Origin of the sequence: Xenorhabdus sp. KK7.4 (assembly GCF_963876465.1) — a bacterium.
Taxonomy (GTDB): domain Bacteria; phylum Pseudomonadota; class Gammaproteobacteria; order Enterobacterales; family Enterobacteriaceae; genus Xenorhabdus; species Xenorhabdus stockiae.
In genome coordinates this window covers 1-25,656 of the sequence record NZ_CAWNQF010000133.1, presented here as the reverse complement: position 1 = coordinate 25,656, position 25,656 = coordinate 1, and the positions used below count along the sequence as shown (strand labels likewise).

At 44.9% G+C, this 25,656-nt stretch carries 25 protein-coding genes and 1 tRNA gene; 23 read left to right on the top strand and 3 right to left on the bottom strand.

Features of this window, described 5'->3' with window-relative positions:
- Positions 1–30 precede the first annotated feature (30 nt).
- The 7 genes from pepP to AACS90_RS21000 all read left to right on the top strand — a co-directional run bounded on the left by pepP (position 31) and on the right by AACS90_RS21000 (position 9,605).
- A complete protein-coding gene (gene pepP, locus AACS90_RS21030; protein ID WP_099121368.1) occupies positions 31–1,341 on the top strand; it encodes a Xaa-Pro aminopeptidase in 1,311 nt (436 codons plus the stop codon).
- A gap of 90 nt (positions 1,342–1,431) precedes the next feature.
- On the top strand, positions 1,432–2,622 hold the full coding sequence (gene ubiH / locus AACS90_RS21025; protein ID WP_099121367.1) for a 2-octaprenyl-6-methoxyphenyl hydroxylase: 1,191 nt from the start codon (positions 1,432–1,434) through the stop codon (positions 2,620–2,622).
- 24 nt (positions 2,623–2,646) lie between these two features.
- Positions 2,647–3,879 carry an FAD-dependent 2-octaprenylphenol hydroxylase gene (gene ubiI, locus AACS90_RS21020; RefSeq protein WP_099121366.1) on the top strand — a complete coding sequence of 411 codons (1,233 nt, stop codon included), beginning with the start codon at positions 2,647–2,649 and terminating at the stop codon, positions 3,877–3,879.
- Between the two features lie 369 nt (positions 3,880–4,248).
- Positions 4,249–5,346, top strand: a complete 1,098-nt coding sequence (gene gcvT, locus AACS90_RS21015) for a glycine cleavage system aminomethyltransferase GcvT (RefSeq protein ID WP_099121365.1) — start codon at positions 4,249–4,251, stop codon at positions 5,344–5,346.
- A gap of 47 nt (positions 5,347–5,393) precedes the next feature.
- Complete coding sequence (gene gcvH, locus AACS90_RS21010) at positions 5,394–5,786, top strand: glycine cleavage system protein GcvH (RefSeq protein ID WP_099121364.1); 393 nt, start codon at positions 5,394–5,396, stop codon at positions 5,784–5,786.
- Positions 5,787–5,877: 91 nt separating this feature from the next.
- Entirely contained in the window at positions 5,878–8,754 is a 2,877-nt protein-coding gene (gcvP, locus tag AACS90_RS21005; protein ID WP_099121363.1) for an aminomethyl-transferring glycine dehydrogenase, read from the top strand.
- A 128-nt stretch (positions 8,755–8,882) separates the two neighbouring features.
- The gene (locus tag AACS90_RS21000) at positions 8,883–9,605 is read left to right on the top strand and encodes a type 1 glutamine amidotransferase (protein ID WP_099121362.1); all 723 of its coding nucleotides are present in this window, start codon (positions 8,883–8,885) and stop codon (positions 9,603–9,605) included.
- 69 nt (positions 9,606–9,674) lie between these two features.
- Here AACS90_RS21000 and AACS90_RS20995 read toward each other — a convergent pair whose 3' ends face one another.
- Positions 9,675–10,283, bottom strand: coding sequence for an HD domain-containing protein (locus AACS90_RS20995; protein WP_099121361.1), 609 nt, complete (start codon positions 10,281–10,283; stop codon positions 9,675–9,677).
- A gap of 15 nt (positions 10,284–10,298) precedes the next feature.
- Positions 10,299–11,297, bottom strand: a complete 999-nt coding sequence (gene ygfZ / locus AACS90_RS20990; RefSeq protein WP_099121360.1) for a tRNA-modifying protein YgfZ — start codon at positions 11,295–11,297, stop codon at positions 10,299–10,301.
- A 395-nt stretch (positions 11,298–11,692) separates the two neighbouring features.
- On the opposite strand from ygfZ, the gene sdhE reads away from it, so the two are divergent.
- Positions 11,693–11,959, top strand: a complete 267-nt coding sequence (gene sdhE, locus AACS90_RS20985; RefSeq protein WP_099111378.1) for an FAD assembly factor SdhE — start codon at positions 11,693–11,695, stop codon at positions 11,957–11,959.
- Positions 11,940–12,380, top strand: coding sequence for a protein YgfX (locus AACS90_RS20980; protein WP_193757163.1), 441 nt, complete (start codon positions 11,940–11,942; stop codon positions 12,378–12,380). The genes sdhE and AACS90_RS20980 overlap by 20 nt, the downstream gene beginning before the upstream one ends.
- A gap of 43 nt (positions 12,381–12,423) precedes the next feature.
- On the opposite strand, the gene fldB is transcribed toward AACS90_RS20980, so the two are convergent.
- Positions 12,424–12,942, bottom strand: a complete 519-nt coding sequence (fldB, locus tag AACS90_RS20975) for a flavodoxin FldB (RefSeq protein ID WP_099111413.1) — start codon at positions 12,940–12,942, stop codon at positions 12,424–12,426.
- Positions 12,943–13,111: 169 nt separating this feature from the next.
- Between fldB and xerD the strand changes: the two genes are divergently transcribed.
- From xerD to AACS90_RS20905, 14 genes are all read left to right on the top strand, one after another.
- Positions 13,112–13,990, top strand: coding sequence for a site-specific tyrosine recombinase XerD (gene xerD, locus AACS90_RS20970; protein ID WP_099121481.1), 879 nt, complete (start codon positions 13,112–13,114; stop codon positions 13,988–13,990).
- 74 nt (positions 13,991–14,064) lie between these two features.
- Positions 14,065–14,766 (top strand): bifunctional protein-disulfide isomerase/oxidoreductase DsbC, encoded by a 702-nt coding sequence (gene dsbC / locus AACS90_RS20965; protein ID WP_099121359.1) that lies wholly within the window; start codon positions 14,065–14,067, stop codon positions 14,764–14,766.
- An 83-nt stretch (positions 14,767–14,849) separates the two neighbouring features.
- Positions 14,850–16,583 (top strand): single-stranded-DNA-specific exonuclease RecJ, encoded by a 1,734-nt coding sequence (recJ, locus tag AACS90_RS20960; protein WP_099121358.1) that lies wholly within the window; start codon positions 14,850–14,852, stop codon positions 16,581–16,583.
- Between the two features lie 214 nt (positions 16,584–16,797).
- A protein-coding gene (gene prfB / locus AACS90_RS20955; protein WP_099111375.1) for a peptide chain release factor 2 occupies positions 16,798–17,896 on the top strand; the annotation gives its coding sequence in 2 pieces (ribosomal slippage) (positions 16,798–16,872 and positions 16,874–17,896; 1,098 coding nt in all).
- Between the two features lie 9 nt (positions 17,897–17,905).
- The gene (gene lysS / locus AACS90_RS20950) at positions 17,906–19,420 is read left to right on the top strand and encodes a lysine--tRNA ligase (protein ID WP_099111374.1); all 1,515 of its coding nucleotides are present in this window, start codon (positions 17,906–17,908) and stop codon (positions 19,418–19,420) included.
- Between the two features lie 171 nt (positions 19,421–19,591).
- Positions 19,592–19,665 (top strand) — tRNA-Gly (locus AACS90_RS20945).
- A gap of 285 nt (positions 19,666–19,950) precedes the next feature.
- On the top strand, positions 19,951–20,646 hold the full coding sequence (locus AACS90_RS20940; RefSeq protein WP_099121357.1) for an aspartate/glutamate racemase family protein: 696 nt from the start codon (positions 19,951–19,953) through the stop codon (positions 20,644–20,646).
- Positions 20,647–21,142: 496 nt separating this feature from the next.
- Positions 21,143–21,931, top strand: coding sequence for a DUF2829 domain-containing protein (locus AACS90_RS20935; RefSeq protein ID WP_099121356.1), 789 nt, complete (start codon positions 21,143–21,145; stop codon positions 21,929–21,931).
- Between the two features lie 171 nt (positions 21,932–22,102).
- A complete protein-coding gene (locus AACS90_RS20930; protein ID WP_099121355.1) occupies positions 22,103–22,411 on the top strand; it encodes a phage holin family protein in 309 nt (102 codons plus the stop codon).
- Positions 22,408–22,635, top strand: coding sequence for a hypothetical protein (locus AACS90_RS20925; protein WP_099121354.1), 228 nt, complete (start codon positions 22,408–22,410; stop codon positions 22,633–22,635). The genes AACS90_RS20930 and AACS90_RS20925 overlap by 4 nt, the downstream gene beginning before the upstream one ends.
- Positions 22,635–23,069, top strand: a complete 435-nt coding sequence (locus AACS90_RS20920; RefSeq protein WP_099121353.1) for a lysozyme — start codon at positions 22,635–22,637, stop codon at positions 23,067–23,069. The genes AACS90_RS20925 and AACS90_RS20920 overlap by 1 nt, the downstream gene beginning before the upstream one ends.
- Positions 23,070–23,270: 201 nt before the next feature.
- A complete protein-coding gene (locus tag AACS90_RS20915) occupies positions 23,271–23,960 on the top strand; it encodes a Rha family transcriptional regulator (protein WP_099121352.1) in 690 nt (229 codons plus the stop codon).
- A gap of 2 nt (positions 23,961–23,962) precedes the next feature.
- The gene (locus tag AACS90_RS20910; protein ID WP_099121351.1) at positions 23,963–24,412 is read left to right on the top strand and encodes a lysis protein; all 450 of its coding nucleotides are present in this window, start codon (positions 23,963–23,965) and stop codon (positions 24,410–24,412) included.
- 461 nt (positions 24,413–24,873) lie between these two features.
- A partial coding sequence (locus tag AACS90_RS20905) for a phage major capsid protein (protein WP_099121350.1) occupies positions 24,874–25,656 on the top strand: 783 nt, incomplete at its 3' end.

Genomic DNA, 25,656 nt, shown 5'->3' with positions numbered 1-25,656 from the left:
ACTAATAATAATGAGATTGCAGGAGAGGGTATGACCAAACAAGAATATTTGTCCCGTCGTCAGGTATTATTGTCGAAAATGGCACCGGCCAGTGCGGCCATTATTTTTGCAGCCCCGCATGCGACACGCAATTCAGATAGTGAATATCCTTATCGTCAACATAGTGATTTTCTTTACCTGACTGGATTTAATGAACCAGAGTCGGTTCTTATCCTGATCAAAAGTGATGAAACTCATAATCACAGTGTGTTGTTTAACCGGGTGCGTGATTTGACGGCGGAAATCTGGTCTGGTCGCCGGCTCGGGCAAGAAGCAGCGCCGGAAAAACTGGGCGTTAATCGCGCTTTACCCTTTGATGCTCTTGACGAGCAACTCTACCTGCTGCTGAACGGGCTGGACGTGGTTTATCATGCGCAGGGCGAATTTGAATATGCGGATGAGATAGTCTTCAGTGCCCTGGATAAATTACGGAAAAACAGCCGTCGTAATCTCACTGTGCCATCAATCATGGCTGACTGGCGCCCGTGGCTGCATGAAATGCGTCTGTTTAAATCAGAAGCTGAATTAGAAATCATGCGTAAAGCGGGGCAAATCAGTGCACAGGCTCATACCCGAGCAATGCAGCGTTGTCGCCCGGATATGTTTGAATATCAGCTTGAAGCGGAAATTCACCATGAATTTACCTATCACGGTGCACGCTATCCTGCTTATAACACTATTGTTGGTTCCGGCGAGAATGCCTGCATTCTGCATTACACAGAAAATGATCGCTGTATGAAAACTGGCGATTTGGTGCTTATCGATGCCGGTTGTGAATATAAAGGTTATGCGGGCGATATTACGCGGACATTTCCGGTCAATGGTAAATTTACCCGCCCTCAGCGAGAAATTTATGACATTGTGCTGAAATCCATCAATGTCTCGCTGGAGCTTTATAAACCGGGCACCAGCATGAGAGAAGTGACGGGGCAGGTTGTGCGTATCATGGTTGAAGAATTGGTTAAGCTAGGCATTCTGCACGGCGAAGTCGAATATTTGATCGAGACCAATGCTTATCGCCAATTTTTCATGCATGGTTTAAGTCACTGGCTGGGTCTGGATGTTCACGATGTAGGGCACTATGGTGTGGATCGTGATCGTATTCTGGAACCGGGCATGGTACTGACTGTTGAACCGGGGCTGTATATCGCACCGGATGCTGATGTGCCACCGGAATATCGGGGAATTGGGATCCGTATTGAAGACGATATTTTGATTACAGAATCAGGTAATGAAAATTTAACCGAATATGTCGTTAAAGATCCTGATGAAATTGAAGCACTGATGGCACAGGCAAAATAGAGTTAGAGTCATACACCCGATGGATTTCAAACGGTATCGCAGTTAGCAGGTAGTTTGAAAAACGAAGGGGAAAGTAATCAGGAAGTGATAATGAGCGTGATTATCGTAGGAGGAGGAATGGCTGGTGCAACACTGGCGCTTGCCATTTCTGCTTTAAGTCGGGGGCAGTTGCAGGTTTCTTTAATTGAAGCGGCAGAGCCGGCACAGGAACATCCGGGTTTTGATGCAAGGGCAATTGCCTTAGCTTATGGCACATGTCAGCGTTTAAACCAGATAGGCATCTGGTCTGCCCTGAAAGATTGTGTGACGCCAATTACTCACGTTCATGTCAGTGATCGCGGTCATAGCGGTTTTGTGAATATCCGAGCGGATGACTATAACATTCCGGCATTGGGCAACGTGATTGAATTGCACAATGCCGGAAGTTGTTTATTTGGTTTATTAAAACAGGCACCGAATATCCGGCTTTACTGTCCGGCAAAAGTGAATTCTGTTGAGCGTTTCGACTCTTCTGTCTCCATTACTTTGGATAACGGTGAAAAACTGACGGGAAAACTGCTGGTAGCAGCAGACGGAAGCCAGTCCGCTGTGGCCAGTGCCTGTCATATTCCGTGGCAACGGCAAAATTATGGTCAGGCGGCCATTATTGCCAATGTTCTGACATCTGAAAATCCTCAGGGACGGGCGTTTGAGCGATTTACCAAGCATGGCCCGTTAGCATTGCTGCCAATGTCAGAAGGGCGCAGTTCACTGGTCTGGTGTCATCCATCAGAAAAACTGCCCGAAATCAGTCAGTGGAAAGATAGTGAATTTCTTCACCAGTTACAGAAAGCCTTTGGCTGGAGACTGGGTAAAATGTTGGAAACAGGTCAGCGACACTGTTATCCGTTGGCTTTATCCACTGCCGGGCAGCAGATTAGCCATCGTCTGGCACTGGTAGGTAACTCATCGCAAACGCTGCATCCGATTGCAGGACAGGGTTTTAATCTGGGTATGCGTGATGTTATGGCGCTGGCTCAGGTGATTTCTGAAGCTGCGATTGAAGGGCTAGATATTGGTTCTTATAACGTTCTGGCGCGCTACCGGCAGCGACGGGATGTTGATCGAGAAGTAACAATTGGTATTACTGATGGGTTGGTCAGGTTGTTTGCCAATGATTATTTTCCGTTGAAGGCCGGGAGAAATCTTGGGCTGATGGCGATGGAAATGTTGCCATTGACGAAAGGAACACTGGCTCGCCAGACACTCGGGTGGGTCAACCATCATTCAACGGCAGAGTAAGTCAGATTAAGAGGAAATAAAAACATGCAGTCATTTGATGTGGTGATCGCAGGAGGCGGTATGGTTGGCCTTGCGCTGGCCTGTGGTTTACAGGGTAGCGGCTTGCGTATTGCGATTGTTGAAGAACACCCGCCAACCGGTAAATTTCATACCAATGATGAGCATGCGCTGCGTGTTTCTGCCATCAATGCTGCCAGTGAAAGATTATTAACTCATCTTGGCGTCTGGCAGAAGATACTGGCAATGCGCGCCAGCCCTTATCAGGGAATGGAAGTCTGGGATCTGGATAGTTTTGGGCGCATTCAGTTCAGTGCAGCAGAAAATGGTCTGAGTCATCTTGGGCATATCATCGAAAACCGGGTTATCAGGCAGGTGTTGTGGGAACAGGCCGAAAGTCTCTCTGATATCACGGTGTATTCTCCTGTTTCGCTGAAAAATGTTGCATGGGGAGAAAATGAAGCCTTTATTACTCTGTCTGATGAAAGCATGTTGACTTCACGGTTGGTGGTTGGTGCGGATGGTGCTCACTCATGGTTGCGTCAGCATGCGGATATTCCACTGACGTTCTGGGATTATGAACATCATGCACTGGTGGCTACCATTCATACAGCAGAACCCCATCAAGGTGTTGCCCGTCAGGTCTTCCACGGGGATGGCATTCTTGCTTTTCTACCACTGTCTGATCCACATTTATGCTCTATTGTCTGGTCGTTACCCGCTGAAGCAGCAAAACAGCGTAAAGCAATGGATACTGAGTTATTCAACCGACAGTTGAGCGCTACCTTTGATATGCGTCTGGGGCAATGCGAGCTGGTTAGTGAGCGGCAAACCATTCCTTTGATGGGGCGTTATGCGCGTAATTTTGCGGCCCATCGGTTAGCTTTATTAGGGGATGCCGCACATACGATCCATCCGTTAGCCGGTCAGGGAGTCAATCTGGGGTTTATGGATGTAGCAGAGCTGATTGGCGAACTTAACCGGCTGAATCAGGAGGGCAAAGATATCGGGCAATATCTCTATCTTGGTCGTTATGAGCGTCGTCGTAAACACAGTGCAGCTGTCATGCTGGCTGGTATGCAGGGTTTTCGCCAGCTATTTGATGGAAATAACCCTGTCAAAAAGCTGGTTCGTGATGTAGGGCTGGCTATGGTTGACCGTTTACCCGGAGTGAAACCACAATTGCTTCGTCATGCAATGGGCCTTCATGATTTACCGGATTGGTTGATGACTCAGCCCCATTCAGTTGAAAAATTCTAATGCCGACTTCAATTTAGGATTAGTTTTTTTTATATCAGGCTAAAGTGTATTCAGTCAATTTGCTTCGCGCTTTAGTCTGTTTCTAATAAAAAAAGTATATATTTTGTATTTTACTGCCAGTTTTTAGCGTCCTTCCACAATAAATTAGAAAAAAATCCTGCATGATAGTGAAGCATTTTTGAAGCTATCACTACAGTGTTAATAATTTATCCTATGGTTCATTTCCCTTTTCAGTGATAACTTCTAGTCCAAGGTATCGTTTGCGCTGTTAACCGTTTTTCTGCTTCATGATCCAATATTTGTCGGTTAATACGCCGTATTTACTCAGATCAAGAACATCTTCATGTCAAGAATGGAAAGAGGGAAATAATGTCAAAACACACCCCATTGTATGAGCAACATCTGGCATGCGGAGCGCGCATGGTAGATTTTCATGGCTGGATGATGCCCCTTCACTACGGCTCACAAATCGACGAGCATCACTCGGTGCGTACTGACGCGGGTATGTTCGATGTTTCCCATATGACCATCGTGGACTTACACGGCACTGGCTGCCGCGATTTCCTCCGCTATCTTCTGGCAAATGATGTTGCCAAACTGACTGAAAAAGGCAAGGCACTCTATACCGGCATGCTGAATGCTTCCGGCGGTGTTATTGATGACCTGATTGTCTATTTTTTCACAAACGATTTTTATCGCATGGTTGTTAACTCAGCAACACGCGAGAAAGACTTAGCATGGATAAAACAGCATGCTGAAAAATATCCGGTTGAGATCACCGTGCGTGATGATTTGGCGCTCATTGCGGTGCAAGGCCCGAATGCACAATCTAAAGTTCAATCTTTGTTAAGTGATGAACAAAAACAAGCCATTACAGGTATGAAGCCATTTTTTGGTGTGCAGGCCGGTGATTTATTTATTGCAACTACCGGTTATACCGGTGAGGCTGGATATGAAATAGCCATGCCTCAAGAACAGGCTGCTGATTTTTGGCAACAATTACTGAAAGAAGGCGTCAAGCCGGCAGGATTGGGGGCGCGGGATACATTGCGTCTTGAAGCCGGAATGAACCTTTATGGTCAGGAAATGGATGAATCCATCTCTCCATTGGCGGCTAACATGGGATGGACAATCGCATGGGAACCCGAAGATCGCCAGTTTATTGGCCGCGAAGCTCTTTTAAAACAACGTGAGGCCGGAACAGAACAACTAGTCGGATTAATCATGCGTGAGAAAGGTGTATTGCGCAGTGGGTTAACAGTTGGTTTTACAGATGAAACGGGTGCAACACATTTTGGTGCTATTACCAGTGGAACATTCTCCCCTACATTAGGATTCAGTATTGCCCTTGCACGGATACCGCGAGGGGTTGGAAAGCAGGCGGTTGTCCAGATCCGTAATCGTGAGATGCCCGTTCAGGTTGTGAAACCGGGCTTTGTGCGGATGGGTAAATCGCTTGTAGGATGATTTTGATCGCAACATTTTAATTAATAAAAAATAAGGAGATGGAACCGATGAGTCATGTACCCGTTGAATTAAAATATACCGAGTCACACGAGTGGGTTCGTTCTGAAGGGAATGGCGAATACACCGTGGGTATTACCGAACATGCCCAGCAGTTATTGGGCGACATGGTGTTCATTGACTTACCTGAAATCGGAATGCAGGTAAATGTTGGTGATGATTGCGCTGTTGTTGAATCAGTTAAGGCTGCTTCTGATATTTATGCACCACTGAGTGGCGAAGTCATTGCTGTTAACCCGGCTCTGGAAGGCTCGCCGGAATTAGTGAATAGCGAACCTTATAATGATGGCTGGTTGTTCCGCATCAAGGTGACTGATGAAAGTAAATTGTCCGAGCTGCTTGATGCAGAAAAATATCGGGCATTACTGGTAGAAGAAGAGTAAGCATTTATCGCCCCGCACCACTGGAACTATACCGTGAGCGGGGCGTTTTTTATATGTGCCGTTTTTAGCTAGTTTCAGGAAATTATTATCAATGACCCAGACTCTAATCCAACTTGAAAATCAAGGTGAATTCATTCGTCGTCACATTGGTTCTTCTGCCGGACAGCAAAAAGAAATGTTGGCAATGGTAGATGCAAGCTCCCTTGACGATCTCACTAATAAAATTGTTCCCCGTGATATCGCACTGGCAGAACCACCAGCAGTAGGAGATGGTGCGACAGAACAACAGGCACTGGCTGAACTGAAGGCAATTGCAGGTCAGAACAAGCGTTACCAGTCTTATATTGGTATGGGATATGCTCCTTCAATTCTCCCGCCGGTCATCCTGCGTAACCTGTTGGAAAACCCGGGTTGGTATACTGCATATACACCATACCAGCCGGAAGTTTCTCAGGGGAGACTGGAAGCCCTGCTGAATTTTCAGCAAGTCACCATCGATCTAACCGGATTAGATCTCGCTTCAGCATCACTATTGGATGAAGCAACTGCGGCGGCAGAATCAATGGCAATGGCAAAACGTGTCAGCAAACTGAAAAATGCTGAGCGTTTCTTTGTTGCTGATGATATTCACCCGCAGACACTGGATGTGGTTCGTACACGAGCGGCGACATTTGGATTTGATGTCATTGTTGATAAAGCAGAAAAAGTCCTGGAACTGGAAGGCATCTTTGGTGTTCTGCTGCAACAGGTAGGTACTACCGGTGAAGTCCATGATTACAGTGATCTCATTACAAAACTGAAACAGCAAAAAATTATTGTCAGCGTTGCTGCTGATATCATGGCATTAGTCATGCTGACAGCACCGGGTAAGCAGGGTGCTGATATTGTCTTTGGATCAGCGCAGCGTTTTGGTGTTCCGATGGGTTACGGTGGCCCATATGCCGCGTTCTTTGCCTGCCGTGATGAATACAAACGTTCAATGCCTGGCCGAATTATTGGCGTTTCCCGTGATGCTGCCGGAAACCGGGCATTACGTATGGCGATGCAGACACGTGAGCAACATATTCGTCGTGAAAAGGCGAACTCTAATATTTGTACATCGCAGGTATTACTGGCAAATATTGCTGGTATGTATGCAGTTTATCATGGTGCCGAAGGTCTGAAAAGAATAGCAGAGCGTATTCACCGACTGACTGATATTTTAGCATCAGCTCTGCAAAAAGCGGGTTTAACCCTGCGCCACAATACGTGGTTCGATACATTGACAGTAGAAGTCACCGATAAGACACCAGTATTGACACGTGCTGAAAAAGCACACATCAATTTGCGTACAGATATTCTTGGTGCAATTGGTGTGTCATTAAGTGAAAAAACCAGTCGTGAAGATTTGATAACCTTGTTTCAGGTTTTAACTGGCACTGAAACGGTATTAGATGTTGATGCAATTGATCTTGAAATTTCAGAAGGCAGCCAGTCTGTTCCGGTTTCAATGTTGCGTAATGATGAAATTCTGATCCATGACAACTTCCGCCGTTATCACAGTGAAACAGATATGATGCGCTATCTGCACAGTCTGGAACGTAAAGATCTGGCATTGAACCAAGCAATGATCCCGTTGGGTTCATGCACAATGAAATTGAACGCAGCCGCCGAAATTATGCCAATCACATGGCCTGAATTTACGGATCTGCACCCTTTCTGCCCTCCAGAACAGGCACAGGGCTATCAGCAATTAATTAACCAGCTCTCCAACTGGCTGGTATTGCTGACGGGTTATGATGCCGTATCTATGCAGCCAAACTCAGGTGCTCAGGGAGAATATGCCGGTCTACTGGCTATTCGCCATTACTATGCCAGCCGTGGCGAGCAACACCGTCATATCTGCCTGATCCCAAGCTCTGCACATGGTACAAACCCGGCATCCGCACACATGGCTGGCATGACCGTGGTTGTGGTCGATTGTGATAAAGATGGCAATATCGATCTGACTGACCTGCGGGAAAAAGCCGAAAAACATCGTGATGAACTAGCTTGTATCATGGTGACATACCCATCAACCCACGGTGTATACGAAGAAACAATTCGCCAAGTTTGTGACATCATTCACCAAAATGGCGGGCAGGTTTACCTTGATGGCGCAAATATGAACGCTCAGGTAGGGATCACTACGCCGGGCTTTATCGGTGCTGATGTCTCACACCTTAACCTGCATAAAACCTTCTGCATTCCACACGGTGGTGGCGGGCCGGGCATGGGGCCAATTGGTGTGAAAAAACATCTTGCACCGTTCCTTCCGGGGCACTCAGTGGTGGAAATGGATTCATTAACCTCGCAGGGAGCAGTATCCGCCGCGCCATTTGGTAGTGCGTCCATTTTGCCGATTAGCTGGATGTACATTCGTATGATGGGTGCAAAAGGTCTAAAACAGGCCAGTCAGGTTGCGATCCTGAATGCAAATTACATTGCTGCTCGCCTGAAAGGGGCTTATGACATCCTCTATACCGGTCGTGATGGTTATGTTGCTCACGAATGTATTCTGGATATTCGCCCATTGAAAGAAGAGTTCGGTATCAGTGAAATGGACATCGCCAAGCGTTTGATTGACTATGGTTTCCATGCACCAACTATGTCATTCCCTGTTGCGGGAACTCTGATGGTTGAGCCAACTGAATCTGAAAGCAAAATGGAAATTGATCGCTTCATTAATGCCATGCTGGCAATTCGTGAAGAAATCAACAAAGTGGCAAAAGGTGATTGGCCACTGGAAGATAACCCGCTGGTGAATGCACCGCACGTTCAGGCTGAGCTGGTTTCTGAGTGGGATCACGCGTATAGCCGTGAAGTCGCCGTTTTCCCAACCATAGAGACAAAAGAAAACAAATACTGGCCGACAGTAAAACGTCTGGACGATGTGTATGGTGACCGCAATCTGCATTGTTCCTGCGCACCTATCGAAGATTATCGTTAATATAGACATAACTTTATTAATTTAAAGAAAAAAAGCAGTATTGAGAGGAGTCTCATACTGCTTTTTTAGATTTACCTGATTTTAAATTTACAAGAAATAGTTTGACTTTTTTCTAAGGCAATAACGTAATGCGAATTCATTTTGTTGTACATGAGTATTTTGAAGCGCCGGGCGCATATGAAGACTGGGCTAAGGCGAGGGGATACCAAACCACATTTTCACGGGTTTATCTTGGGGAAAAGTTACCGGATTCACTGGATGATATTGATTTTCTGATAGTGATGGGTGGACCACAAAGCCCGGCAACCACAATCGCTGAGTGTCCACATTTTGATGCGGCATCAGAGAAGCAGCTTATTTTAAAAGCCATTTCATCAAATAAAGCCGTTATTGGAGTTTGTCTTGGTGCACAATTAATTGGTACAGCACTAGGCGCCGGTTTTGAGAATAGCCCTGAAAAAGAAATTGGTAAGTATCCAATTATGCTCACTGAAGAGGGTTTGAAAAATAACAAATTTAGCCATTTTGGTGAAGTGCTTGAAGTAGGGCATTGGCATGGTGACATGCCGGGTTTAACGCCAGATGCAAAAGTTATCGCTTTTAGTGAAAGTTGCCCCAGACAGATTATTGAATATCAACATCTGGTTTATGCTTTCCAATGCCATATGGAGCTGACCACAGAGGTGGTTGAGCTACTTATCCAAAACTCAGAAAAAGAACTGAGTAAAGCGAATGAATATAAATTTGTTCAGACACCAGAAGTATTACGCACTCATGATTATAGTGAAATGAATAATAAATTATTTGTTTTTCTCGATAAGCTGGCTGAACAATATCTCATGATGAATTAATACAGATAAAAAATATCGCTTATAAAATTGCACCGTATATTACGGTGCAATTGAGGTTATGATAAACAATTACTCTTTTAACCAGCCTTTCTCTCTTGCTGCTTCTAACTGTGGTAGTAAATATTGCCAGAATTCAGGATAACTCTCAGAAATGAAACTGAGTAAATTAAAGGCTTGTTCAAAACGAATGCCGTTTTCTACCCAGCTTTGACCGTTGTTATGCAGGTTCATCAACACCGGCATAACTCTGTCGAGCATTTTAGCAAAGCATGCTTCCGGTGTTTCTCCGTCTTCGTATTCGTGCCAAAGAGCCAGAAAATGATCTCTTTGCGATTCCGGCAGTAAACCGAAAATACGTTTAGCAGCTTGTACCTCCTGCTCGTGGATGGCTTCACGGGCCGCCAAGTCAAACGCGATAACATCCCCTGCATCGATTTCGACAATATCGTGGATCAGGGCCATCTGGATGACTCGGCTGATATTTACATTGCCGGCATAGGGAGCAAAACTGATAACTGCCAGTGCAAAGTGCCAGCTATGCTCCGCAGAGTTTTCATGACGCTCATTACTCAGGATCTTTGTTTTGCGGTATACATTTTTTAACTTGTCCAGTTCCATGATAAAGGAAATGACATCAGTAAATGGCCCAAAATCAACAGCGGTTACAGTTTTTGACATAAAAGACCTCAATTATTATTTTTCTTCCAATGAATAGGGTAATGCCTGTATAGAAAGGGAGGAGTGTTCATCCTCACGAACGCGGAATACGCTGTCTGCCTCCATATCATTATTCATGACGGCTTGTATCCAGACTGAATCATCAGCCAATCTGACTGAAGCGAGAACTGTACCAGTCCTGCGCCATTTATCACCTAGCTGCCACTCCAAATCATCACCAGCCACCGGCAGGGAAGAAGCGTTGCCAGCCAGCCAGTACATAGCCCGCTTATTAGCTCCGCGATATTTAGCCCGGGCTACCATTTCCTGACCGGTATAACACCCTTTCTGGAAATTGATACTGCCTTCAAGAGCCTGAAGATTGGTGGCCTGCGGAATAAATTGCACACTGTTAGCTTCATCAATAACAGGGAACCCCGCTTCAATTTCCAGCGCCAGCCATTGTGGGCTATTGTTCATCTGTGCCTGAGATTGCTCTACTAACGTTTCGGTTAACTGAGCTGCGGTTGCACTATCTGTTATGAGAAGAAAGCGTTCTGTTGGAAGAGAGAAGTGGAGAAGGGTTGTGGTTTCATGCTGGATAACGGCTGTTTCTGTATCAGGCAGTACCGGAAAAAATGCCGCTAGTGCTTCCCTGCTTCCTGAACCTGCGATACCAAGTAAGATACTTTCTTCATCTTTGGCGAAGGTGACTTTAGAGAATACAGCATATTTCTTCAATTCAGCCAGTTGAGTATCCAATATGGAACGACGTCCGATATAGGCAAAACCTTCTCCGCGATGAAACAACCGCAGATTACTCCACATCTTACCTTTGGCATCACAGTGTGCGCATAACACATGCTGGTTTGCATCCAGAGAATGAATATCCGCAGTTATCTGACCTTGCAGATATTTTTCGGCATCAGCTCCGATTGCAGTCACTATTGCCCAATCATCAAGGGAAATTAACGTGAGGGGGAGCGTTGCGGAAGGCGATGGGGATTGTGCAGAAAACGGAATTTGGTAAGCCATAACAGCTCCTGCCATAAGCTATCTGAGAAATAACGTTAATGGTAAAAGAGATGAAGCCCAATGCAAAGGGGTTATTCCGGTTATTTTTCTGTTGAATGTTTATTGTTAACCTGTTGCGAAGCTTCTCGCATATTGTAGATATAAAACGGAATCCAGGGCTGTAATTAGTGAAAAACAGTACGGAATCGCTGATAATTATGCCTGAATGTGAAATTTTGCAATCGTGATCATTTTTGTAATAGCGGTAAACTTGTTAACCTTTCACTCTATTCTTACAGCCGTTGTTTTTACAGGGGCAACAGTAATTTCTTGTGGTAGAGGTTCTTTGCAGCAATCGAGTAAAAGCCTTACCGCACCAATGGCACGAATGAAAATAATCAAGAGGCTTTTTAAACATGGATATTAACAATAAAGCGCGTATTCACTGGGCATGTCGTCGTGGAATGCGTGAGCTGGATATTTCTATCATGCCATTTTTTGAATATGAATATGATTCTTTAAGTGATGATGAAAAGCATATTTTTGTTCGTTTGCTGGAATGTCCGGATCCTGATCTGTTCAACTGGCTAATGAATCATGGTCGTCCGGAAGATGAAGCGCTTTTCGGTATGGTGCAACTGATCCAAAGCAGAAATCAGGCTCGTGGCCCTGTGGAACAGTAAACTGAGGTTATCCCGCCAGACGCGATGGTTCTCTTCCTGTGTACATGGAATGATTGCGCTGGCTGCTTTATTCGCACCGTGGTCCGCTAAAAACCTTTATTTCGGGTTCCCAGTGCTTGTTATCCCAATCCTTGCCATGATTATGGTGAGTTGGGTACGAAGCCAGAAAAATATTCAACAGTGTCAGGGGCAATTGATACTGTTGCAGGGCAATAAAGTACATTGGCAAAATGTAAGGTGGGAAATGACTCAGCCGCCGTGGCTTACCCGTTATGGAATGATGCTTTCACTGTGCGCGCTTGAGCAACCGAAAGGTTTTCGTCATAAGTCTGCTATTCGGTTATGGGTGGCATCAGACAGTATGCCACCGCAAATGTGGCGCTATCTCAACCAGCTGATGCGTCAATACCCCGATACATAACCAATAAAGAATAACTAATCTTATGTCCGGTGGACTTCGTATATTAAAATAGCGCTTCCATCTCTGCTAATATCTGCATACACCACTGACTCAGACGTTCATCGGTTTCTTCAAACTGGTTCACATCATCCAGAGCAAGGCCGACAAACTGTTTGCCATCATCAGTCAGTGGTTTTGGGCTGGTGAATTCATAGCCTTCAGTTGGCCAGAAACCAATAAACTGTGCGCCAGTAGGCAGCAGATGGTGATACAGCATTCCCAGCGCATCCAGAAACCATTCACTGTAATCAATTTGATCACCCATACCATACATAGCAACAATTTTGCCTGATAAATCCAGTGATGGAAGTTGATCCCAAATAGCCAGCCAGTCTTCCTGTATTTCACCGAAATCCCATGTAGGCATACCGAGAATTAAGACGGAATACTCTTCCATCAATTGAGGGTCACAATCTTTGACGTTATGCAGATCAATCAGATCTTCACCAAGAATATCGCGTATTTTTTCTGCTACCATTTCAGTGTAGCAAGTGGTAGAACCGTAAAATAGACCAATTTTCATCATTAATTATCAGTGAATTTTTAATATCAGAAGAGGCATTGTAACAGAAGAATTGCTTTTTCAGGCATAATAGCTGACCGGAAAGCACGGATACAAAGGAGGGCTTGTGCCAAAAAAACATGACTTATCAAAAAATGATGTACCGGAACAAAGCCCGTTACCTGATCCTCTGATAGAGCAATTTTTGGATGCGATCTGGCTGGAAAAGGATCTGGCAGAGAATACACTTGCTTCTTATCGGCTGGATTTACAGTGCCTGAATAACTGGTTAGTTCATGGGGGCTATGATTTACTTTCTGTTCAGTCTATTGAATTACAATCATTTTTGGCTGAGCGGGTAGATGGCGGTTATAAAGCCAGTAGTTCAGCGCGTTTGTTAAGTGCAATGCGCAGATTATTTCAGTATCTTTATCGTGAAAACATTCGGGCGGATGATCCTACTGTACTTTTATCTGCCCCTAAATTACCTAAGCGCTTGCCGAAAGATTTAAGCGAAAAACAGGTTGAAAATTTGCTGAATACGCCTTCGAGTGACCAACCGATAGAGTTACGGGATAAGGCAATGCTTGAAGTGCTTTATGCTTGTGGTTTACGGGTATCCGAATTAGTCGGGCTGACATTATCAGATGTGAGTTTGCGTCAGGGAGTTGTCAGAATAGTGGGGAAAGGGAACAAAGAAAGGTTAGTTCCTTTGGGGGAAGAAGCACTGTACTGGCTGGAACAATATCTTGAATATGGACGTCCGTGGCTGCTGAATGGCATAGTATCCGATGTATTTTTTCCCAGTAAACGTGGGACACAGATGACGCGCCAGACCTTCTGGCACCGGATCAAGTATTATGCAGTATTGGCTGGCATCGATTCGGAACGTTTATCTCCCCACGTTTTACGTCATGCTTTTGCAACACATTTAATTAATCATGGCGCTGATTTACGGGTTGTGCAGATGTTACTGGGTCACAGTGATCTCTCCACAACGCAAATTTATACTCATGTGGCAACTGAGCGTCTCAAAGTGCTGCACCAACAACATCATCCTCGCGGATAACTCATTTATAAATAGCGGCTCAACGGACGTTATTTGTGGAGAAATTGCGAAGCAGGATGAAAAAGGAACAAAAAATGAAAAAGATTGCGTTTTGTCTTTCCTTAATACTTACTGCTTTTATCGGTAATGCATTTGCTGATAATAGTATGATTAATCAGTCATTATCAAATATGGGCCTCAAAGCAGAAAGTATTAGTCCATCAGGGATTGCTGGTGTAAGTAGTGTTTTAACTCAGCATGGAACGATTTATCTATCCAACGATGGCCATTATATGTTTCAGGGCCCGCTTTATGACATCAGCAGCAAAATTCCAAAGCAAATTGTCAATAAATCACTGGTGGAAAAACTGGAAGCCCTGAAAGGTCAGATGATTATTTATAAAGCACCGAAAGAAAAATATGTCGTCACGGTGTTTACAGATATCACTTGTGGTTACTGCCGTAAGCTGCATGAAAATATGAAGGAATATAACGACGAAGGAATTACGGTCCGTTATCTGGCATTCCCGCGTCACGGTCTGGAACATCAATCAGCTAAAGATATGCAATCAATCTGGTGCAGTGCGAAAGCTAACAAGGCACTGGATGCTGCTTTCAAAGGGGATAAAATTTCACCTATTGAGAGTTGTAAAAAGGATATCGCCAAGCATTACGAGCTGGGTTTACAGTTTGGCATCAATGGAACACCGGCAATTGTACTCAAAGACGGTACTCTGATTAGTGGTTTTTTACCGCCAAAAGATTTAGCTAAGGCATTGGCACAGCATGGTGAATAATCACCAGAGTATCTTGCTGTAAGCAAATAATACGCGGTGAATTAAACTCAGTAATCATTAAAATCCAGTGATGAATTAATCCAGTGAATAGAAAAACACAGCTCCGCCGCCGTCCAGCGGCGGATGATAGTCTCCTTCCTGATAGTATCCATCCACTATTACGCCGTCTTTATGTCACACGAGGCATACGTCAGGCTGATGAGTTAGAACGCGGTGCTAAAGGATTACTCAATTATCAGTCCCTCAGTGGTATAGACAGGGCTGTTTCTCTGCTTGTTGAAGCATTACAGCAACGTTGGCGCATTGTTATTGTTGGTGATTTTGATGCTGACGGCGCGACCAGTACCGCATTAAGCATTCGGGCGTTACGTGCAATGGGGTATCGGGATCTGGATTACTTTGTGCCTAATCGCTTTGAAGATGGCTATGGCTTGAGTGTGCAGGTTGTAAACGATGTTGTGAAAAGAGGCGCAGATCTGATCATCACCGTGGATAATGGGATCTCTTCCCATGATGGTGTCATGGTTGCCCATCAGCACGGGCTTAAAGTGATCGTTACAGATCACCATTTGCCGGGAGAAACGTTGCCAACCGCAGATGCCATTGTTAACCCGAATCTGACGGATTGCTCCTTCCCTTCAAAAGCGCTGGCAGGTGTCGGTGTCGCTTTTTATCTGATGTCAGCTCTCAGGGCCGAATTACGTAAAATATCGTGGTTTGAACAACAGGATATTCCTTTGCCCAATCTGGCGGAACTGCTTGATCTGGTTGCTCTGGGAACAGTAGCTGATGTGGTTCCGCTTGATACCAATAATCGCATTTTGGTGTATCAGGGATTGAATCGGATCCGTGCCGGGCGCTGTTGTGCCGGTATCCGGGCATTGCTGGAAATTTCTAAACGGGAAGCAGCAAAATTATCAGCCAGTGATTTGGGATTTTCCCTTGGGCCACGGTTAAATGCCGCAGGACGGCTGGATGATATGTCCGTTGGGGTCACGCTGTTATTAACTGACGATATGGCTCAGGCCCGGCAGATTGCCTGTGAACTGGATGGCCTGAACCAGACACGGCGCGAAATCGAGCAAGGAATGCAGCAGGAAGCCTTGCAAATTTGTGACCAGATTGAGCGCACTCATACCGAATTGCCTTATGGGCTGGCTATTTATCATCCAGAGTGGCATCAGGGAGTAGTCGGCATTCTGGCATCTCGCATCAAAGAACGCTTTCATCGGCCAGTGATTGCTTTTGCTCCGGCGGGTGATGGCACACTGAAAGGTTCAGGCCGTTCCATCAACGGGCTGCATATGCGCGATGCTCTTGAGCGCCTTGATACTTTATATCCCGGATTAATGCTGAAATTTGGTGGTCATGCAATGGCTGCCGGATTATCGTTAGAACAGGATAAATTTGAATTGTTTCAGCGCCATTTCTCTGCCTTGGTCGCTGAGTGGCTGGATATAGCACAGCTAGAAGGCGTTGTCTGGAGCGATGGTGAGCTGACGCTGGGAGAACTATCACTGGAGATCGCAGAGGTTCTTCGGGATGGTGGCCCTTGGGGGCAGGCATTTTCTGAGCCGGTATTTGACGGAAAATTCAGGCTGTTGCAACAGCGGATTGTGGGTGAAAAGCATCTGAAAGTCATGATTGAGCCATTAAACGGAGGGCCAATGCTGGATGGTATTGCTTTTAACATTGACACCAAGTACTGGCCTGACAATAGCGTCAAAACGGTCGAATTGGCTTATAAACTGGATATTAATGAGTTTCGTGGTAATCGTGATGTTCAGCTTTTGATCCAGCACATCTGGCCCTGTTAAATAAGCCAGAGTGATTGCTCGGATTACATCGCCGAAATGATAAGACAAAACCTGAATCCATTGCCACATAATCAGGTTTGATTATGTGGCAAATCAATTGAAATGCTATAAACCCTGTGTCAGATCCGTTACAATGCACGGTTCGACAATCTCTATGGTCATCTTTCTATAAAAACCATCGTTTTTATAAACCACAACGTATAAGACACGAAATATGTTTGAAATTAATCCGGTAAAAAACCAGATTCAGAACCTGTCTGAGCGGACAGCAGTTCTGAGGGGGTATCTTTGACTATGATGCCAAGAAAGAACGTTTAGAAGAAGTTAATGCTGAATTAGAGCAGCCTGATGTCTGGAATGAGCCGGAGCGGGCACAGGCGTTAGGCAAAGAACGTTCATCATTGGAAGGCATCGTTGAAACGATTGATCAGCTTGAACAGGGACTGGAAGATGTGAGCGGCTTGCTGGAGCTGGCCGTTGAAGCTGATGATGAAGAGACTTTCAATGAAGCAATAGCTGAATTGGAACAACTGGAAGAAAAACTGGGTCAGCTTGAATTCCGCCGTATGTTCTCAGGCGAGTATGACAACGCGAATTGTTATCTGGATCTACAGGCTGGCTCTGGTGGTACAGAAGCACAGGACTGGGCTAGCATGCTGATGCGTATGTATCTGCGCTGGGCCGATTCCAAGGGTTTCAAGACTGAAATTATCGAAGAATCTGATGGTGATGTAGCCGGTTTGAAATCCGCTACCATCAAAATCATCGGTGAGTATGCTTACGGCTGGCTGCGTACTGAAACAGGTGTACATCGCTTGGTACGTAAAAGCCCGTTTGATTCCGGCGGTCGTCGCCATACATCATTCAGCTCTGCCTTTATTTACCCTGAAGTTGATGATGACATTGATATTGAAATCAATCCTGCTGATTTGCGTATTGATGTATATCGTGCTTCTGGTGCTGGTGGTCAGCATGTCAACAAAACCGAATCTGCGGTGCGCATTACCCACGAACCGACAGGCATTGTCACTCAGTGTCAGAATGATCGTTCTCAGCATAAAAACAAAGATCAGGCGATGAAACAGTTGAAAGCCAAACTGTATGAGCTGGAAATGCAAAAGAAAAATGCTGATAAACAGGTAATGGAAGAGAACAAATCGGATATCGGCTGGGGTAGCCAAATCCGCTCTTACGTTTTAGATGATTCCCGCATTAAAGACCTGCGTACAGGTGTTGAAACCCGTAATACGCAATCTGTGCTGGATGGTGATTTGGACAAATTCATTGAAGCAAGCTTAAAAGCTGGCCTATGAGGAACTAAAATGTCGCAACAACAGCAGGGGGCTGAGCAGGCTCCTGACTTAAATAACGAACTGAAAACACGCCGTGAGAAACTGGTTACACTGCGTAGTAACGGTATCGCATTCCCGAATGATTTTCGTCGTGAAAATATTTCTGAAGATCTGCATGCAAAATACGATGATAAGACGCAGGAAGAGCTGGAAGCACTGAATGTTGAAGTCACTGTTGCTGGTCGTATGATGACCCGCCGTATCATGGGCAAGGCCTCTTTTGCGACCTTGCAGGATATGGGCGGTCGTATTCAGATCTACGTTTCTCGTGATGATCTGCCGGAAGGCATCTATAACGAGCAGTTCAAAAAATGGGATTTGGGTGACATTTTAGGCGCACGCGGTAAGTTGTTTAAAACCAAAACGGGTGAGCTTTCTATCCACTGTAGTGAGTTGCGTCTGCTGACTAAAGCACTGCGCCCATTGCCGGATAAATTCCACGGCCTAGCGGATCAGGAAACGCGTTATCGTCAGCGTTATCTGGATCTGATTTCCAATGATGAATCGCGCAAGACATTCCAGATCCGCTCCCGCGTTATGGCTGCACTGCGTAATTTCATGGTCAGTAAAGACTTCATGGAAGTCGAAACGCCAATGATGCAGGCTATCCCGGGTGGGGCGAGTGCACGTCCATTCACTACCCACCACAATGCGCTGGATATCGACATGTATCTGCGTATTGCACCAGAGCTTTATCTGAAACGCCTGGTGGTTGGTGGTTTTGAACGCGTGTTTGAAATCAACCGCAACTTCCGTAACGAAGGTATTTCTCCACGTCATAACCCAGAGTTCACCATGATGGAACTCTACATGGCTTATGCGGATTATCAGGATCTGATCGTTCTGACTGAAGAACTGTTCCGTACCTTGACTCAGGATGTACTGGGAACGACGTTGGTCAAATACGGCGAACAAGAGTTCGATTTTGGCAAACCTTTCGTCAAAATGACCATGAAAGAAGCAATCTGCAAATATCGCCCGGAAACCAACATGGCGGATCTGGATGATATGGATAAAGCAGTGGTTATCGCTGAATCTATTGGTATTGAAGTTGATAAAAGCTGGGGATTGGGTCGTATTCAGTGCGAAATTTTTGAAGAGACCGCAGAAAGCCACTTAATCCAGCCAACATTCATTACTGAATATCCGGCAGAAGTTTCTCCGTTGGCACGCCGTAATGATGATAATCCATTCATTACTGATCGTTTTGAATTCTTCATTGGCGGACGTGAAATTGGTAACGGTTTCTCCGAGCTGAACGATGCAGAAGATCAGGCTGAACGTTTTGCTGAGCAGGTTCGTCAGAAAGACGAAGGTGACGACGAAGCGATGTTCTACGATGATGACTACGTCACTGCATTGGAACACGGCATGCCACCAACAGCAGGTCTGGGCATCGGTATCGACCGTATGGTGATGTTATTCACTGACAGCCATACCATCCGTGACGTGATCCTGTTCCCGGCTATGCGTCCGAATAAATAATCATTTTTGATTAAAACCTATAATAAGCCCTGCTCAGTTAAATGTGCAGGGCGTATTTTTATCTAATAAGATAAATTGATGTAGTTGAATGAAAAATTGAACCGCGTTTAATTGATAAGCAGTTGCTGATATTCGGTAAGAGGTATATATTTGACTGCGTCATACTGCTATGCGGATGTAGCTCAATGGTAGAGCAGAGGCTTCCCAAGCCTACGACGAGGGTTCGATTCCCTTCACCCGCTCCATATAAACATCTCCCTCAGTCAATCAAAGTCTACTAAGTCCAGTAAAATCAAAGAATAGTTCAAAATAATACTCTATTATCGTCTACTGTTATCTATTGAAATGTATCCAAGTAGGGGATATGGTTTTTTTGTTTTCTGGTACCCACTAATAACTGAATTAAGATCTATATAATAAATTTTATTTGTATTAAAAATCTTCAATGCTAATGTCATTAGCTAACCTCTCTTTTATTAAGATTAATTACAAATTGCGACAAGATCATTTAAAAACATTGAGGATAATGAATGAAAACAATCGGTATGCTAGGGGGAATGAGCTGGGAATCGACGGTTAGCTATTACCAAGCAATTAATCGGGGAATCAAGGAGGAATTAAAAGGCCTTCATTCTGCCAAAATATGTTTGTTTAGTGTGGATTTCGATGAAATTGAAAAATTACAACGTTCTTCCCGCTGGAATGAAGCAGCTACGTTATTGAGTGCTACGGCTAAATCTGTTGAAGCTGGTGGCGCTGATTTTTTAGTGATATGCACCAATACAATGCATAAGATTGCTGATGATATAGAAAAATTCATTTCTATTCCCGTACTTCATATCGCGGATGCAACCGCAGAAGTATTGATTGGTGACGGCATCAAGAAAGTAGGTTTATTGGGAACGCGATTCACAATGGAAGAAGATTTCTATAAAGCAAGATTAACTAATAAATTTAATATTGAAGTCATTGTGCCAGACGACGAGCAGAGGGATTTAGTTCATAGTGTAATTTATGATGAGTTATGTGTTGGTGAAATTCGACCAAATTCACGTCAGAGCTATTTGAATATCATCCAAGACCTCTATTCCAAAGGTGCTGAAGCCATTATTTTAGGATGCACTGAAATTGGCCTGCTTGTGAGCCAACTTGATACAAATATTCCATTGTATGACACGGCCGCTATACATGCTGAGAAAGCAGTGAAGATGGCATTGGAAAATTAAACATCATTAATATCCTACAGCCTCGCGTTTTGCGGGGTTTTTTGTTTGTGTCAAAAGTAATATCCTAGACAATCATCTATGCCATTTGTTGACCGTTCACACCTGTTAAAATCTCGCCACACGGGGGTGTAATGAGACTCTAATCACGTGAGCGGTCAGCCAATGGTGTAGCAGGAACAAAGTCAAGCAGTTAGATCAGGGTCGGACAGCGCCATATACCATATTAAATCAGTATCTTAGATGTTATTTTGGTTGATATGAGCAGCATCTCGATCCCTACAAATTAAGTCATAGTAGCACCAAACTTCAAATATACACCTCACTGAATCACGCACTCGACTAACAGACAAACTTTATAATACGCTGCCCTATTTTAAGGCGTATTGATTCTGTTACAGGCTATTCAATTGAGATAACAACCTGACCTCAGTAATATTAACTGGCTAGTTAGCAGTAGGATGAAATGACCTTTAACGAATAATAAAGTGAGGTGTTTATGTCTGATGTTAATAAGCTGGATAGTACGCAATGTCCGTTTGATCCTGAGCAATATAAGGTTAAGAAGACGAAGGCCGTTAATGTTGAATTTGAAGTTGACGGTGTACCCCCAGTCGGTACTTTTCCATGGGCAATAATTCAAGTGTATTTAGGGCATTGGGTTCGTCGTGATGGTTGGAGTCCCTCTAGTGAATATATAAAACTTATTCCTAGTTCAACGAGCAATGATGGTAAAAATATTCCGCCTCAGATAGGAATAGTTGAGAAAAATAGTGAACTTACATCTTGGCAGCCTACACAAGACGATATGATGGCTTGTGATTGGGAGTTAGTGAAGGCAGAAATAAAGCCAATATGCCCAGAAGACACAATGCTGTCTTTTGATCTTAAGGTAGGTACTAGCCAATATCTTTATGTTCAGCAACAGGCTCAAGATTGGGGATATTTGACCGAGGGTGTAGATAAGGGGGAAAATGAATCCACTTTTGGTACTCTGACTAATCTTCAAAGCACTATAGGTATTGGAAACATCTTATCGTTCACATTGACTGAGAACCCCATTGGTACTTTTTATATTATAGCATTACAAGTTGACACTCAAAACCAACCGAACTTAGGGGGTAAAACTCTTGAAGTAGTGGTGAATGGCTCAACTTATAATCTGGGTGCCTATGCCAGTAATGCTACAAATGTTTTTTTATATATGTCTGACGGAGCAAAGCAGCTAGGCGACCTACTAAAACAAAACGTAGGTAAGACACTGCACTTTTGCTTCAACTGGAAATAAATCTACACACTGAATTCAAGGCTGCTAATGCGGCCTTTTCTATTTATGCCACCGCAATCACTCCCATAACCTCAATATCTCCTATTGCGGCTGGCATCCTATTCACTACAACTCACAGGGGCGACCACAGACTCACCCCACGGACGCCCATTGTTCTGATGGGGTGGAAATATGCGTATGCCAAATAAAGACCCAAGCAGCTTTGAGTTACATCAATGGCTGATACTTTTGCTGCTTTCTGCATGGGGCGGGATAGTCCGCTACATCATTGATATAAAAACCAGCAACGCCCGCTGGAGTTGGCTTGGGGCATTTGCCCAAGTCATTGTTTCAGGATTTACCGGACTGATAGGCGGCTTTATCAGTTTGGAGGCAGGGCTGAGCTTATACATGACATTCGCCAGTGCAGGTATGTGCGGGGCAATGGGCAGTATCGCTCTCACGTATTTCTGGAACCGACTGACAGGTGCTCACAGATGATTAAGGAAATATACGGTGTGAAGATATTTCCACTGGTTGTAATGTTTTATCAGGTTCGCCGTTGGTGGGTGCTGCGTAAATTGCGGAACTGGTGGCGAGCTGATATGCGTTTTCTGAAAGTCATGCGACAGCGCAACTGGACGTGGGCTCACTTCAATTTCTACAAACGTTATCGGTTTCTCAGGCTACTGACTAAAGCTGAGCAACAGCGGGGTAATATCTGATGGAAATCAGCAATAAAGGTCTGGAGTGCATCAAGCAATATGAAGGCCTGAAACTGAAAGCCTATCCCGATCCGGCTACAGGTGGTACTCCGTGGACGATTGGCTACGGTCACACAAAATACGTTAAGCCGGGGCAAGTCATCACCGAACAGCAGGCCGAAGCATTCCTGCATGATGACCTTCAGCCTATTTACCTCACCCTTGAATCAGCCGTGAAGGTATCACTGACTCAGGGACAGTTTGATGCGTTGTGCTCATTCATCTTCAATTGCGGTGCGGGTAACTTTGCTCGCTCTACTTTACTGAAGAAGCTCAATACCGGCGACTACCAAGGTGCAGCCGATGAATTCCAGAGATGGAATAAGGCAGCGGGTAAAGTGATGAACGGTCTGACTAAGCGTAGGGCATCTGAACGTCAGGTGTTTTTATCATGAGATCTTACGTGATATTCGAAAAAATCTACTTTGAATTCTGAGCCTCGCTTTTGCGGGGTTTCTTTTTATCTGCGTACTGACGTGCGCTAAATCCAATCATGAGCTTATAGAAATAGAGCCTGAGAAGTATCGCTAGGTGGCGACCTCTCATGGGCGATATTTCTACGTCAGCAGGCTCTTATTTCTATAGGAATACGCAAGATGAGACTTTTAGTTAAAAAATCCAATGGACAACCTGTTGTCACAACAGATGTTATTGCCAGTGAGTTTGGACGCGATCACTTCAGGGTAATGAGCAGCATCGATTCATTGATAGCTTCTCAGCATTTAGGAGGCTCCGATTTCAGAGGCTCCTCATATATAAGCAAACAAAACAAAGAATTGCCTTGTTATGAATTAACTGAGCGCGGCTTCTTGATTGCTATGCCATTTATCGGTGGCGAAAAAGCCCGTGACGGACAAGTACGCTTGGTTGACAGTTTCATTAAGTTTCGCGAAAAGGCAGCAAAAGAATCTCAGATTCGGCTTGAGCGGGAAAGGGCTAGAGTTGAATACCGACCGATGACTGATGCGATCAAAAACAATCGGGAGCAGGTCGGGAAAGTTACGGAGCATTTTCATTATAGCCTCGAAGCCGACCTGATTAATGACATCGTGCTTGGTATGAAATCCGCCAAGTTTAAGAAATCTAATGATATTGGGAAAAGTGAAGCCATCAGAGATTACCTGACTGAATGGCAGATTAAAGCCATTACCGAATTACAGAGGGCAAACACTGTTTTTATCTCAATGGGTTGGGATTACCACCAAAGGAAACCAGCATTAAAAGGCATTTTTGATAAAAATTATCGTCAACTTCTGATAGAAGAGCAAGCAAGGTTAAATTCATAGTGATGAAACTCAACAGCCAGTACTTCACTCTCGGTGCTTTGGTGATGGTCTCTGGCTTGTTCTGGTTCTACTACAGCGAGTATCAGGACAAGGCCGAAGAATACAGTAGGTTAAAGCGACAGTATGACATACAGGTCATCGCGATAAATCAGCAGCAAGAGCGCATCCAGCACCTCGCTGAACTGGACAAGATTCACACTCAGGAACTCGTCAATGCCAAGACTGAAATTGACCGGCTGCACACTGCTTCTCTTGCTCACCCTGAGCGGGTGTACATCAAAGCCAAGTGTCCAGTGCCTGAAGCCACTGCCACCTCCGGCATGGATGATGCAGCCACCGCCAGACCTACAGACTCCGCTATCAGAAATTATTGGTTACTCAGAGACCGCATTGCCACCTCTGAGCAAATAATTCAGGGATTGCAGGAGTATGTTAGGACACAGTGTGGGTGAGAGGACGGCGGGAGTACCGTCCTACTGATTGTAGAATTATAAACATAGTAGTTCATCAGGAACTAATAGGCATAATGCCGTGCATTCCTTCCAATCATCACTACCTACAGGATATAACGCAGAACAAGTTAGAGCATAAGTCTGCATTGAAGCTAAAAGCGTTGTGCTAGCTACTAAGCAAAGAAGAAGATACTTTTTCATAGTTATTCTCCGCATCATTTATCACGTTATCATCACAAAAACTGGTAAATCTAATAAACCCATCATGCCGTAACAACAAGCGAATAATGCTTAACAATTGATTAACACTTGAAACTAAACCCAATATTTCTTTACCCATTCCCTGAGTGGTTAAAGGAATACAGATAACTCATGCTGCCACTTCGTTCTCACCGCGTAGCCAAACTGGCGACCGCTGTTAATAACTTTACTCCCAACTCACGATAATGCGGGATCTCACCATGTCTAATACGATTGAAATGTTACAAAACCTGTCCGCCAAAATTGAAGCGGCCAACAGTCAGTTCAATGCGAAAGCCGAAGAAGCCCTGAACGAAGCGAAGAAAGTCGGTGGTCTGTCCACGGAAACCAAAGCGTCCGTTGACAAGATGGCAGCGGAACTGAATACCCTGCGGGAAGCGGAAAAATCCCTCAAAGCTGAGCTGGGTGAACTGCAACAGCATGTGGCGCAAATGCCCCTGCAAAATGCGGTACACGTTGCACAGACATTAGGCCAGCAAGTGATTTCTGCGGAGCTGATGAAGGCAGTTAACGGCAATATCTCTGCCAACCGCCGTCTTTCCGTGCCGGTGCAGGCCGCCCTGACGACCCCGCAACTGCCGGATCGCGTGATCGAGCCGCACCGGTTGCCTGACATTGACGTCAAACCCAAGCACCGTTTGTTTATTCGCGATTTGATTGCCGGCGGAACCACCACGTCGAACGCCATTTTCTGGGTGCAACAAACCGGCTTTACTAATAAAGCGGCGGCGGTCCCGGAAGGCACGGCAACGCCTTACAGTGATATCACCTTCGCCACGCAAATTACCCCGGTGGCGACACTGGCGCACATGTTCAAGGCGTCCAAGCAGGTGCTGGACGATTTCGGTCAGTTAAAATCGCTGATTGACAGTGAAATGCGCTACGGCCTGAAATTTGTGGAAGAGCAGCAGATCCTGTTCGGTGACGGGGCGAACGGCAATATCAAAGGGATTGTGCCGCAGGCCAGTCAGTACAAGGCGGAA